General features: G+C 38.4%; 7 protein-coding genes and 2 pseudogenes. 7 read left to right on the top strand and 2 right to left on the bottom strand.

What is annotated here, in order from left to right:
• Positions 1-310: 310 nt before the first annotated feature.
• Positions 311-598: an H-NS histone family protein gene (locus BTR_RS11020; protein ID WP_012232510.1), complete on the top strand. Its 288-nt coding sequence runs from the start codon at positions 311-313 to the stop codon at positions 596-598.
• 1842 nt (positions 599-2440) lie between these two features.
• Here the strand turns inward: BTR_RS11020 and BTR_RS11015 are convergent.
• Entirely contained in the window at positions 2441-3718 is a 1278-nt protein-coding gene (locus BTR_RS11015) for a ubiquinone biosynthesis hydroxylase (RefSeq protein ID WP_012232509.1), read from the bottom strand.
• Between the two features lie 785 nt (positions 3719-4503).
• Here BTR_RS11015 and BTR_RS11010 point away from each other — a divergent pair.
• Entirely contained in the window at positions 4504-6948 is a 2445-nt protein-coding gene (locus BTR_RS11010; protein WP_012232508.1) for an FtsK/SpoIIIE family DNA translocase, read from the top strand.
• Between the two features lie 764 nt (positions 6949-7712).
• Here the strand turns inward: BTR_RS11010 and BTR_RS11005 are convergent.
• Positions 7713-8412: pseudogene (locus tag BTR_RS11005) on the bottom strand (tyrosine-type recombinase/integrase); the annotation flags it as partial.
• A gap of 176 nt (positions 8413-8588) precedes the next feature.
• On the opposite strand from BTR_RS11005, the pseudogene BTR_RS13620 reads away from it, so the two are divergent.
• The 5 genes and pseudogenes from BTR_RS13620 to BTR_RS10980 form a co-directional block, all read left to right on the top strand.
• A pseudogene (locus BTR_RS13620) lies at positions 8589-8828 on the top strand (integrase); the annotation flags it as partial.
• A 1311-nt stretch (positions 8829-10139) separates the two neighbouring features.
• Positions 10140-10748, top strand: coding sequence for a LolA family protein (locus tag BTR_RS10995; RefSeq protein WP_012232506.1), 609 nt, complete (start codon positions 10140-10142; stop codon positions 10746-10748).
• Positions 10749-10781: 33 nt separating this feature from the next.
• Entirely contained in the window at positions 10782-11597 is an 816-nt protein-coding gene (locus tag BTR_RS10990) for an exodeoxyribonuclease III (protein ID WP_012232505.1), read from the top strand.
• A 61-nt stretch (positions 11598-11658) separates the two neighbouring features.
• The gene (locus tag BTR_RS10985; RefSeq protein WP_012232504.1) at positions 11659-13137 is read left to right on the top strand and encodes an efflux transporter outer membrane subunit; all 1479 of its coding nucleotides are present in this window, start codon (positions 11659-11661) and stop codon (positions 13135-13137) included.
• Positions 13134-14357, top strand: coding sequence for an efflux RND transporter periplasmic adaptor subunit (locus BTR_RS10980; RefSeq protein ID WP_012232503.1), 1224 nt, complete (start codon positions 13134-13136; stop codon positions 14355-14357). Before BTR_RS10985 ends, BTR_RS10980 begins: the two co-directional genes overlap by 4 nt.
• Position 14358 lies beyond the last annotated feature (1 nt).

Raw genomic sequence — 14358 nt, 5'->3', positions numbered from 1 at the left:
TTGTTGCATATTGCCATAGTTTATAGAATGGTGATTTATATTTACCTTTGACTACTGATTCATGAAAGTCAGAGAGGTGTGAAGGCGTTTGTGCACTGTACTTGCCAGTTCTAATGACTGAACTGAAAAAAGGTACAGTGGTGGTAATTGATATACCAATAAACAGCTTTTTGTACTCCAAAGCACATCTCCGTCAAAGTGATATATTTATCGTAATTTTAATTTCGATAATAAATAGACAAAAATTGTCTATAATTGTGTTTAAAATATGGCAAAGGACGATTCTTTTTTTGCAAGGGGAGTAATTAAGGTGAATGATCTCAAAAATATGAATTTTGATGAACTACAAGAGATGCGTATACAAATCGATATGGAATTGAAAAAACGGCAAGCAAAGGAAAAGCAAAATGCGCGACGAAAAATTCTTGAGATTGCTAATACTCATGGAATTGATATCGCTGATCTTGTGAGCAAAGAGCGTCATTATAGGAATCCTAATAACCAATGGGAATTATGGAATGGGCGTGGACGTAGACCTAAGTGGATTAAAGAGTGGTTGGAGAATGGGTATACACTTGATGAACTCGAAGTAACATAACACATGTGCAATATTTATAAGGCAAGGGAATATCAAGAGATATAAATGAAAGAAATAGGATCTTTTTGCTCATTTGATTGTATAAAAATACTGAATGGATATATTAACCTATTGAGGTGTCAAATAAAATGGCAGAAAGTATGGACACATATATCTAAATACAAAATTTTTTCGTCATAAGTTGGCATCATCATCATTATTTTTGCCAGTTTGAAATGTTATAATTGCTTTTGGCATTTGAGAGAGGGCACTTTAATTCTTTTTTATAGTTTTACTTAACGTTGCCTTTTTTAATCTATGCAAGTTAATGGTTTTATTGATTCTTTACAAAAAAGTTGGAATCAGAAGAATTTATTGTGTCAGGGCTTCCTCCAAAGGAGCATGCCAATACTATTGCTATATTTACCAGCCGAAATTTTGTGACAGTCCTTGGTATTTTAGATGGTTTTTAAGTCATGTCTTCAAAAGTTTTTACCCGCATGGCTCTGCTCTCGTTTGTGAAGAGTAAGAGATATGATTTTGATTGCTTTAAAAGGGAGAAGGATTTTCAATAAGATATCTTACGGTTTAGGATTCAGAGTAGCGATAAATTATCATTATAAATCAATTTTTTGTTTGATTATAACCCAATATATAAAATAATAATTTTATCAATCAATATGATGGATAAATTAACATTCTTATATTTTGGCAATACTGTTCTGTAGAACAAGACTCTGATGTTATGGATTTTGTTGGATCTTTTTTCTGTAAGATTATATATGTGAAGTATTCGTTTTATTTATCGTGTGTACGATTAAGATGAGTGGACGTATGGAAAATGAAAATCTTCTATGGCGGGTAAAGGGTTTAATAGGATTTTTTGACACGTTTTGAAGCGTCGGTTATTAGAATTTATTGATGGGCATTGATGAATAAAGAGCGTATTGAACATACAAGATTGGATCATTTTTCACTTTCATTTGTTTTTTTTATGCTGTGGAAGTTAAGAGGCAATACACAAGTTTACAATTGTGTGTGATGGTATAGAGTACTAGAATATTTTTGTTATATATTAATATTTTTTAAATTGTGGCATTTTTATATACATAGGTTTGTCTGAGAAGCAGCATACCCCAACGGAATGCACTCGTGTTGCCACTTTATCTGCTTTTTTAAAGAAAGCATTTTCCAATCCAACTAAGCCTATTTTATGACGTTTCTCGTGAATAGCATAACATAAAAGTCTCTATAAATAATATAAAATCCATTTTTCATCATCATTTTTATTTCAATAAGTTTATTTCAATAATAAAGTATAAAAGTCTGCGTCATTATACACTTTGCTAACTTTCAATATTTTGCAATAGGCTTTAGCACAAGGGATGTATCATGAAGGCTTTGCTTCCTTATCTTCAATCATTTTTTATCTATATGCTCGTCTCATTTGTGGCATGTAAAGGGTGATGTTGATGGCTTCAAAAGGAAAGAGATTGGAAATGAGGGTATTTTTATGATCTTCAGCTCTCTCATTCAACAAGAGAACGATGAAGTATTCATTGTAAGTTGAAGTTGGTCTGATAAAGAAAGTCTTGTGTATTTTGTTATGCCGTGAAATAGCTTCATTTGAAGTGTGATCAGATTCTTGCATAATATGTTTTTGCAGTGTGTGGTGAATGTTCTTAAAGTATGGCTTGTGTGGCTTGCTTTATGGTCAGTGAAATACGGGGAGGGAAGTCAAGTGAAAGCTACGCGATAAGAATCCGGATTGTTTACAGACTGGATTTAAGAGGAATTTTTGTTCTTTAGGGGGAAGGAAAAGAGCCAAAGGTTGTAAAAAGTGAAAGGGGATGAATTTTTTGCTTAAAGCGGGAAGCCGTTTAGGAGACGGGGCGCATTTGGGGTAAGGCCAGCAGCTTCTTGAATGAAATATTTTTTTATTTTTGGCGTTTGATTGACAATACCAAGACCGGTATCGCGAAGCATCCGTAAGAGAAGATTATCGTTAGAAAAAAGTTTATTAAGCCAATCATTGCTTAAAGCCATACGGACAATTTCAAAACGTCTCCAGCTTTGATAGCGCTCTAAAGCGGTGAGGGAGCCAATGTCAAGACCTAATCGTGCTGTTTCAATAATCACTTCAGCGAGAGCAGCGCTATCACGTAATCCTAAATTGAGTCCTTGTCCTGCAATGGGGTGGATGGTATGGGCAGCATCTCCAATGAGGGCAAAACGGGGTTTAATACATTGACGTGTTAAAGAAAGGTTTAGGGGAAAAGCTTGACGTTCACCATTCCAAGAGAGTTTTCCTAATCGATGACCAATGCGTCTTTCGAGTTCTGTTTCAAAAATCAGTGCATCAGCTTTAAGGTAATATTGCGCAGTTTTATGGTCTTCATTCCATACAATGGCGGATCGGTTGCCTTTGAGAGGGAGAAGAGCGAAAGGGCCAGCGGGTAAAAAATGTTGAATTGCTTGACCATGATGGGGTTTTTCATGTTCAACTGTGCAGATGATTGCTGTTTGTTTATAGGCATGAGAAAAGTTTTTAAGACCTGCTTTTTGGCGTAATTTTGAATGGGCTCCGTCGGCTGCAATGAGCAATTTTGTTTGCCAAATCTCTTCATTATTTAAAGTGGTAGCTATGTATTGGTTGTCTTGATGAAAATCAATGACACGTGTGTTTGCCATAACAGGGATATCAAGATCTTTGACACGTTTTTTTAAAGTGTTGATGAGTTCTCTATGTTCTACCATAGTTGCAAAGGGTTCACCGGGGGTAATGTCGCCTTCAAAGGTTAAAAGAGTTGGTTTGACAGGATCACTTATGCTTGTATCTGTGATGATCATAGAGTGAATGGGTTGTGCATAGGGTTGTATAGGTTCCCAACATTGCAATTGTTTTAACATACGAACAGCAGCAGCAGCAAGGGCGATTGTTCGTATATTAGAAGCAGGAATATCTCCTTGTGGAGCAGCATCAACGATATTTATTTTCAGATTAGGGGCTGTTTGCTTGAGTGCTATTGCGAGTGTTAAACCGACAGCCGCTCCCCCTGCAATGAGAAGGTCACACTGCTTGATTTTATGAGATTTTATTTTTTTATTGGGTTTTACATCTTTATGGTGATCAGAATACACAATGCTTCTTCCATTATTTACGGGGCTTCTTCCATTATTTACGAGGCTTTTTCCATTGTTTAGAATTAAAAGATATTGTTCTTTAAAATTATCTTCAATATTTTAATTTTCTCCCCGCTTGACAAAGACAAGACTTTTTTTTGAATAAGATGTCTTTTGGGTGTCAATCTGATGACAGATGAGTGTTTTAGAGCTCTTTTTCTTTCCTTGTGTGACTCACTTTACAGATTTATCAGATCTGCCCTTTTTGAATATCTTCTTTAACTCTTTTTACACTTGGTTGATAGAAAAGAAAACTAAAATTAGATAAAGATGGGAGTGTATTTTTTAATTTGTATGAATATCCTTTAATATGCTTGTCTTGAAGGGGTACATTGAGGGTGAAGATAAAAAAATTATGTTCATTCGTGATGGTTAAAACGGTATTAATAATTTATTATTACCATGGTGCAGCGTAACCTTCTGTTTAGGAGAGTGATAGGGGCTGTCATAAACTTTACAACCCATGTTAAATTTTATACATGAGGTGTTTTTTGATTGCGCGTGTGATAAATATTTTTAAGGTGGGATTTTTTTCGTGTTTTATGAAGAATTGTTCCTGAGAATGGTGGTATTATATGAATGATATGAAGTGGGAAGAAGGGAGAACGTGTTAGATTAAGAAGTTGGATTTTTGACAGATGACTGTTTATAGATCGGCGCTGAGTGTAAGCTTCATCCTTTTGGGGGGAGGTAAGGAAGTTATAGCTCTTTAAATGTGAAAGCTTTGTATTTGGAATTGATGGATGCACCGAAGTTCTTCTCCTTATGATTCGTTGGAAGCGCAAGATTCTCAAGGTTTTCGGCTTGTTGAGATGTTTTTACGGCAGATTGGTGTGTTTATTGGGCTTGGGCTTTTGGGCTTTATTCTTTTTTGTGTGTTTGCTTTGGCGACGTGGAATGTTGCTGATCCCTCTTTAACCCATGCAAGTACAAATGAGGTTACAAACCTTATGGGGTGGTTGGGGGCAATTTTTTCAGATTTTATGATGCAGTTTTTTGGCTTAGCAAGTCTTGCTGTTTTGTTGCCGCCATTATTTTGGTCTTTTCTCTTGTTGGCACAAAAGAATATCTACAATTTGACTTTGCGCTTTTTTTTGTGGGGGGTATCAACAGTTTGTTTTTTAATGGCTTTTGCCCTTATGACGCCTGTTGCTTCTTTTACTTATTGGCCATTGCCCATGGGTTTGGGAGGGGTTTTAGGAGATAAAGTTTTAAGTGTTGCTTCTTCAATTTTTCCTCTTTTTCTTTCTCCATTTTATACGGTTCTCTTCGGTGTTGTTTTTATCCTTTTAGGTTTTTTCATTGCTGCTTTTTCGGGCAATGTAATATGGCGGCGTAGAAGAAAGAAAAGAAAAGAAAAAAGCATTCCAAAAAACGAAATCGTTGATCCAGCTTTTGAGATAGAAGAAGATGTGGAATATGCTGCTGAGGATGATCGTGAGAAGTATGGTTTTTTTGCGACAACTTTTGGTGCTCTTTTACATCTTTTTTATTTTTTACAAGCGCGTTTTTTTCGTTTTTTCTGTTTTAAAAGGCATTCTCAGAGTAAGGAGAAAGGCAAGTCATTTGATCGGATTGAACCAACGTTTTTGGATGAAAAAGAAAAGTGTGAGGAAAATCAAAATAAAGTCCATGCTTCTTCTTCTGTTAAAAGTCGAAAGTCTTTAACAGTTTCTGCAAATGGTGGTTTTGTTCTTCCACTTTTGGATTACCTATCGGTTCCACCACCCGCGGTTCGGGATGCAAAACTTTCTCCTGCTGCTTTAAAAGCAAATTCTCAGGAACTTGAAGGGGTTTTGTTAGATTTTGGGGTCAAAGGAAAAATTATCGATGCTTGTCCTGGACCCGTGGTCACTTTATATGAATTTGAACCGGCTGCTGGCATTAAGTCTTCTCGTATCATTAGTCTGGCAGATGATATTGCGCGCTCGATGCGTGCGATTTCTGCGCGTGTTGCTGTGGTTCCAGGGCGCAATGTGATTGGAATAGAATTGCCTAATGCAAAGCGTGAGATGGTTTATTTAAGAGAAATTGTGCAAGCGCAGGAATTTGTTGAAAGCAAAGCAAAGTTAGGGCTTGCTTTGGGCAAGACAATCGGGGGAGAAGCTGTTATTGCGGATTTAGCAAAAATGCCGCATCTTTTGGTTGCTGGTACAACAGGATCAGGAAAGTCTGTTGCTATTAATACAATGATTTTATCATTGCTTTATCGTATGACGCCTGAACAATGTCGTCTCATTATGGTAGATCCGAAAATGCTTGAACTTTCGGTTTATGATGGCATTCCCCATTTGTTAACACCCGTGGTGACAGATCCTAAAAAAGCAGTGACTGCACTTAAATGGGCTGTTCGTGAAATGGAAGAGCGCTACAGTAAAATGTCAAAACTTGGCGTTCGCAATATCGATGGATTTAATGCACGTCTCAAGGAGTCAAAAGGTCAAGGAGAAACAATGGTGCGTACAATTCAAGTGGGCTTTGATCATGATACTGGCGAGCCTCTTTATGAGACGGAAACACTTGATTTTAGTCCTATGCCCTATATCGTTGTCATTATTGATGAAATGGCTGATTTGATGATGGTCGCTGGTAAAGATATTGAAGGCGCGGTTCAACGTTTAGCACAAATGGCACGTGCTGCCGGTATCCATGTGATTATGGCGACACAGCGTCCTTCTGTTGATGTTATTACTGGAACGATTAAAGCCAATTTTCCTACACGCATTTCTTTTTCCGTCAGTTCAAAAATTGATAGCCGAACAATTCTGGGCGAACAGGGAGCAGAGCAATTATTGGGACAAGGAGATATGCTCTTTATGATGGGAGGAGGACGTATTCAGCGTGTGCATGGACCTTTTGTTGCGGATGATGAAGTGGAGCAGGTCGTTGCACATCTCAAAGCGCAAGCACGACCTGATTATTTGGAAACCATTACCCAAGAAGTAGAAGAAGATGGTGCTGATGTTTCTTCAGCTTCTCCTTCAGCGGATGATCCCTATAGCCAAGCTGTTGCTATTGTTCTTCGTGATCGTAAGGCTTCAACCTCTTATATTCAACGCCGGTTAGGGATTGGTTATAACCGTGCTGCAACATTGATTGAGAGGATGGAAGAAGAAGGTATTATTAGTCCAGCAAATCATGCAGGAAAACGAGAAATTTTAGTCCCTGCCGAAGAAGAACGCTTTTGAAAAATCTTTATAATTACATTTTATAAAACAGGCGTTTATTCTATTGCACCGTAGAAAGTTCGCATCATCATACACAAGCTTTTTCAATTTTGCGATATCCCTTTGTTACTTGAGGCGATTCACAAGAGCTATTTTTAGTTTTTTCATAATCGTTTTTTATCCACACGGGCTCTCTCTGCTTGTAACGTGCAAGAAAATAAATTGAATTGATTCAATATGAGAGCGTATGTGATGAGAGAATCTTACTGTATTCGGTGCTATGATTTCAGTTAAAAAAATGATAATTTATCATTATAAATCAATATTTATTAAAATGGTATTATGGGGGGGACAGAAGGTATGCAAGGCTTGATATTTAAGTTTTTTGCTGTTTTCGTCGTTCAATCTTACGGCAAAATCAGTTGCGTCATGTGACGTGCTAATCTGCTTTTATACAACACATTGATTTATAATGATAATTCACTGTTTTGTATGGTGAATGATAGGCGCGAATAATGTAAGATTCTCTCATTCCAAACCTGTTTATGTTGAAACAATCAAAACTATTCGCTTGCACGTCACAAGCGGGATGATCGTGTAGAATCAAATTTGTATAAGAAAGGAATAAAAATGGCTCTTATGAACACTCTCAAGTGCTAAGGGTTGTCGTAGCATTCTAAGGTTGGCAAAGTGTGTGATGGTGCCGGCTTATTTTTTTACAAACGTAAAGATGGGCGCGCTCAATGGATTTTATACCATTCACGGGCACCGTTTTGAATAAGCTAACGTAAAGCCAGTTGCGTCATTGTTGTTGTTTCGCAAAGTGTTTTATAAAAAGCCGGAAACTTTCTCCAATCCATAGCTGGAAAATTTTGCGTTTTATGGCGTTGTTTGCCTAAGAGCGCGCGTGCTTTTTCTGTTGCTTGTAAATCAACATCCAATCCTAATGCAGCCGCATGTTTAAGACAAAGATTAAGACGTATCAATGCTTTCTCTGCTGTTGCAGCTTTTGTATGCCAAATGGGGGCAAGCGTGTTGCGTATCTCTGTTTGAGTAATCTCTGAAACGGGTAAACAGCCTAATTTAGGGAGAATATAAAGACGTAAAGGTGAAAACCAATCACAAGCCTTACCATCATCTTTTAATTCAGCTTTACGGCTTTCAAAAGCATCTACGGCAATATCTTTTAAGTAATGAAGATTGCTTATAGCCTCACGCTTTTGTTTGTTGCGTTCTTTAATGGGGTCACGACCCTCATGTAAAACAGAACGCCACCCAGTTGCCAATTCACGGGCTTGTTTTAAAGAGACATCTCGCAACGCTCCCAATCCCATTTCGCGACGGCGTCCGTGAAGGGTATAGCGTAAAATCCATTGAGCACCTCCATCTTTACGCTTATGAAGTAACAAGCCGGCACCATCACACTATTTGCCAGCTCCCAATATTGCGACAGATCTTGCATTTGAGAGCGTTCATAAGAGCCATTTTTAGTCCTTTCTTATACAAATTTTATCCACACACTCATCCCGCTTGTGACGTGCAAATAAGTGATTTTTATTGATGCAACATAAACAGATTTAAAATGAGACAATCTTAGGTTATTCGGGACTCTTATGCAATATGAACAACGCTAGATTATCATTATAAATCAATGCCTTGTCGAGATATGTTTGGGTATTTTAAGAGATGTTTCTTTAAAATAAGTCCGTGAGTGTGTAACTGGATGGCATTCTGTTTTACGGAAGGGGTGTGAACCGATTAAAGAACGCGATAAACAAAAGCGTGAGGCTATAAGCAATCTCCATTATTTCAAAGATATTACTTTAGATACTTTTGAAAGCCGTAAAGCTGAATTAAAAGGAGAGGGGAAAGATGGTAAATGGTTTTCACCTTTACGCCTTTAGAAAGGGCTAGTCTGTCGCGCCCTTAGTTAAGTGAATTATATGGGGTGGGACACCAAGTAAAACTTGCTAAAATTTAAATTGTTTACAGAAGAGATTGGCTGAGAATTTTTATTCTTTTGGGTGGGGAGGAAGTCAAAAAAGCATTTTTTCTATTAAATTTTTTCATTGAAGAGTCTTCAAGTTCGCGAATACTGTATTGAGGACTTAACTCTGTCCGTGTATTGATTATAATCCATAGTTTTTCAAAGATTAGAGAGGGAAAAGAAGAGATTATGCGTTTAGCCAATCAGTGGAAAGCTTTAAAAATTGGGATGCTTTCGAAAACTCAAAAGAAAATCGATTATTTGGATAAGCATTGATTTATAATAAAATATTGCATTACTCATTTTGAATAAGAAACCTACATATCGTAAGATTCTCTCATTTCAAATCTGTTTATCTTGAATCAACAAAAACCATTTGCTTGCACGTTACAAGCAGAGAGAGCCCGTGTGGATAAAAAACGATTATGAAAGAACTAAAAATGGCTCTTATGAACGCTCTCAAGTGCCAAAGGTTGTCGCAACATTCTAAGGCTGGCAAACTATGTGATGGTGCTGGCTTGGAAACAATACCGTAAGGGATCGCAAGAAATAAAGAAGGATGTTTCTTTTGTTTCTTCTTCAACGAATGGTTGCTATAGCCAAGCTGTTGCAGTAGTGCTGCGTGATGGTAAAGTTTCAACTTGTTTATATTCAGCGCCGTTTAAGCATTGAATATAGTCATGTTGCGACATCGATTGAGAAGAGGATTGAAGAAGGTATAATTAGTTCAGTGTTGTTGGACATGAGGTTTGTAGTCAGTAAGAATAGGTAGTAATTTATTGTTTTTACATATAAAATTTAGCATTAAATGCAAAATGAGAGAAATGAAAATGTGCGAAGTGCGCGTTTTATCAAAATGAATTTTGACAGTTAAAATTGCCAAAAAGAGCGAAAAACTGTAAAAATCAGAATTTGGGGGTAAAAATGAGAAAAGGCTTTGAAAGGTCTTTGAAAATCTTTTGAGGGCCCTTAAAAAAACTTTGAAAAAATAAATTGCTGCAAAACATGTTGGCAAATTATGTAAAACCCAACGACAAGCTATATCCAGCAAATCATATGGGGAAACGAGCAATTTTAGTTTCTGTCGAAGAAGAATACTTCTAAAAATCTTTTGATAGTTTTTTCAAACAATATCTTTATCTTATAAAGCAGGGTATTTATTCACCATGGGTGGCTTAATTGTAAATGATAAAGTCAATTAAATATTGTTTGGGAGCATTTTTTTATGAAAACATCTTTCTTACCGCAAAGAAGAGTCTTTGGGCTTGTGGGGATTCTTGTCTTTTGCTGTTTAACTTTTCCTGCTTTTTCGCAATCCTCTAATAAGGTGGCAAAGGCGCAGAATATTGCCAATCACTTTGCGGCAATCAAAACAATGACAGGCGACTTTATTCAATTTAGTCCAAAGGGAAAAATGTCTCAAGGAACATTTTATCTTGAGCGTCCAGGAAAAATTCGCTTTATTTACAAGAAAATGCCCTTACAAATCATTGCAGATGGTCAATTTGTGGGCATTAACAATCGGGCTTTAAATACTTGGAACTTTTCACAACTTTCGCAAACGCCAATGAAGTTTTTGTTGGATGATAAAATTGATCTATCTTCTGGGCGTTTGTTGGCGTTTCGCGAAGATCCAGGGGCTGTAACGATTGTTCTGCGTGATAAAACGATTGGGGCAGGGCAAATAAGAATGGTGTTTGATTCTAAAAGCTTTGCTTTGCGGCAATGGACAATTGTTGACCAACAAAACTTGGAAACAACTGTGCAGATTATGAATGTGCGAACAGGCGTTCGTTTTGTTCAGGGCATGTTTACACTTCCTTCGAAGAAATAAAGCAATAGTATTACGTCATTGGGATTGAAACAGATGTTCTTTCGTATTGCAACTTGGAATATTAACTCTATTCGTTTGCGCCTTGCACAGGTTTTTCGGTATTTGGAACTCTTTCCCGCCGATGTTTTGTGTCTACAGGAAACAAAATGTCCGGATGCTTTGTTTCCAGTGGAGGCTTTTGAAGCAGCTGGATATAAACATATCGCATTGAGTGGACAAAAATCGTATAATGGGGTGGCGATTGTTTCTCGTTTGCCTTTTAAAAAGGTGAACAAGCGTTTCTTTTGTCAAAACCAAGATTGTCGCTATATCTCAGTGATTGTGGAAATCCACGGGAGAAGTTTGCGGATTCATAATTTTTATGTTCCTGCTGGAGGCGATATTCCTGACGCTGAGGTGAATGAAAAATTTCGCCATAAGCTTGATTTTTTAGAAGAAATGTCTTTTATCCGCGCGGATCAGGAAAAGGGGATATCTTCTCTTTTGCTGGGTGATTTGAATATTGCTCCTTTAGCAGAAGATGTTTGGTCTCATCAGCAATTGTTGAAGGTTGTAAGCCATACACCCATTGAAACTGAGCGTTTACAGGGTTTGTGTTGTCAGGGCGGATGGATTGATCTTATGCGGTTGCATATCCCTGTTCCTACTAAACTTTACACATGGTGGAGTTATCGTGCTCGCGATTGGGCTCTTACAGATTATGGGCGGCGGCTTGATCATGTTTGGTCCTCTCCAGATTTAGCGTCTTTTTTGGTGGATCTTTCAACTTTTCGTGATGCGCGCGGGTGGGAACGTCCTTCAGATCATATTCCTGTGCAAACTGTATTTAATTTTTCATGTTCATTTTGAAATAATTGGTAAATAAAGTATTAATATTCAATAATGATTCTGAAAAAATGCGGGAGACTAGATGCATATCAGAAATCTCAAAAGGGGAACTTCTAGTAGATTACTTTCTAGTGTTATGCTGTGTTTTCTTTTGTCCGGATGTATGGTTGGTCCGAATTATCATAAAACATCTTTTTCTGTTCCAGCGCGATGGGGACAGCAGTCTGCACAGATATCTGGGCATTCAATTGCTCTTGCAGGATGGTGGCGGTCTTTAAATGATCCGGTTTTAAATACGTTAATGGATGAGGCAGTTTCTGGAAATAATGATGTTGCGGTTGCCAAAGCGCGGATTCGTGAGGCGCGTGCGAGCTTAGGGCAAGTGGTGGGATCTTTGTTGCCAAATGCGTCAAATACAATTTCAGGAACCCGTAGCGGATCTAAACAATCTGATGCATTGAACCAATATCGTAGTGGACTTGATGCAAGTTGGGAGCTTGATTTTTTTGGAGGGCATAAGCGAGGCGTTGAAGCCGCACAGTATGGTCTTGAAGCGGCGGTGGAAGATATGCGTGCGACGATGGTCATATTGTTAGGAGAGGTGGCAACAAATTATGTTCAAATGCGCGGTTGGCAACAAAAACTATTGATTGTGCGGCAAATTGCTGCGACACAACGCAAAACATATGAATTGATGCAGACCAAGTTAACAGCAGGTGATATTTCAGAGCTTGATGTTTCAAATGCAAAAGCGCAGATGGCTAATACAGAAGCCGATATCTCCCAGATGGAAGCAAATGTGGCTATGAGTATGCATCGCCTTTCTGTCTTAACCGGTCATGTCCCTACAGCTTTGAAGGATCTTTTACAAAAAAATGCCAAACACGTAAAAATTCCACAACCACAATGGCCAATACCAGCAGGAATTCCGGCAGATATTTTGTTGACTCGTCCTGATTTGCGACGGGCAGAGCGTCAATATGCACAAGCAACAGCGCGCATTGGTCAACGTGAGGCAGAACGTTATCCCTCGCTTACATTAACGGGGAATATTTCAACAGCAGCAACAGCAATGGACCAGTTATGGAAAAGTTCAACGATTGGTTGGTCTTTTGGCCCAAATCTTCGTTTCCCTTTCTTTAATGGAGGACAGATTGTTGCCTCTGTTGCGATGGCACGGGCACAGCGTGATCAGGCTTTCATTACTTATCGGGCGGCTGTATTGGGGGCTTTAGAAGATGTCGAAAATGCGCTCGTGAGATTAACAAAAGAACATCAGCGCCTTGAAAAGCTTGTCGTTGCAAATAAAGCTTTTCTGCATTCTTTACAACTTTCACGAAGTCTTTTTGAAAATGGCAATACCAGTTTTCTTGAATTATTAAATGCTGATCGTTCCTATTATTCTGCGCAAATGGCACTTAAAGATAGTCGTATTGCTTTAGCTACCCAATATATTGCTCTGATGAAGGCATTGGGGGGGGGGTGGGATGGTATCGTTGATGTATCACGTTCGGAAGTTGTTGATGGTGTTCCCCATTCGCTTGCAAAGGTAAGGCAATGAAAAAAAATTTCATCAAAAATTTCATTACAAAACGCAAAAAACTTTCATTCTTTCTTATTGCTCTCTTCATTATTATCATTTTGTTGTGGTTGCGCTCTGTTTTTTTTGGAACATCTACACCAGTGTATATGACAGCTGTGGTGAAGCGTGGTGATATCGAGGAAAGTGTTTTGGCTTCAGGGCTTGTGCGTCCTTATCGGTTGGTGGCGGTTGGTGCGCGCACTACGGGGCGGGTGATTTCCATGCGCGTTTTTCCGGGCAGTGTTGTTAAAGAAGGGGATCTGTTGGCAGAAATTGATCCTACAGATCAAGAAAATGATCTGAAAAGAAAAAAAGCAGCATTATCGCATTATTATGCGAATTTAGTGGAACAAGAAGCTTATCTTTCCCTTGCACAGAAAAATTTAGAACGGCAGAAAAAAATGATTGAATCGCGTGCAATTTCAAAAGCTAATCTTGATGATGCCGCGACACAAGTGAAAATACGTGAAGCGCAAATTGCTCAACTGCGCCAGCAAATTGTACAAGCTCAAATTGATGTGGAGAGTGCAGAGGTTAATCTCGGTTATACGCGGATAACCGCTCCTTCAGCGGGAACCGTTTTAGCAACGGTTGTTGAAGAAGGACAGAATGTTAATGCTGTTCAGTCGGCGCCTACAATTGTTATTTTAGGCGATTTGTCAAAGATGACAGTCAAAGCACAAATTTCGGAAGCTGATATTCTTAAAGTTCGCGCCGGACAACCTCTTTATTTTACGGTATTGGGTAATTCAAATCGTCGTTATGAGGGGACCTTAGAAAGGGTTGATCCCGCTCCTGAATCCATTCGTGCTGATGTGAGTATTAATCCTGGGGCAGGAGGGTCTAGCTCTCTCATATCGTCGGCAATTTATTATAATGGAATTGTGCATGTTGATAATAAAGACAACTTTTTGCGAACGTATATGACTGCTCAAGTGCATATTATTTTAGGACGTGCTCAGAACGTTTTGCTGGTGCCAAGTGATGCTTTGCGTGATGAAACAAAAGAAGGAAAAGCATGGGTTTCAGTGTTGGTCGGGGAAAATAAAGCAGTGGCAAAACAAGTGACTGTAGGGCTTAATAACAAAGTGATGGCAGAAATTGCTTCAGGGCTTGATGAGGGGGATGTGGTTATTACTGGTTCGCGCGATGGTGTGATGCCAGAAATCCCTGATGAACACAGTGAAGATGAGAATTAAA

Source organism: Bartonella tribocorum CIP 105476, from assembly GCF_000196435.1.
Taxonomy (GTDB): Bacteria; Pseudomonadota; Alphaproteobacteria; order Rhizobiales; family Rhizobiaceae; genus Bartonella; species Bartonella tribocorum.
Note: the sequence above shows the minus strand (reverse complement) of the source record. Positions and strands in the feature narration are given on the sequence as shown.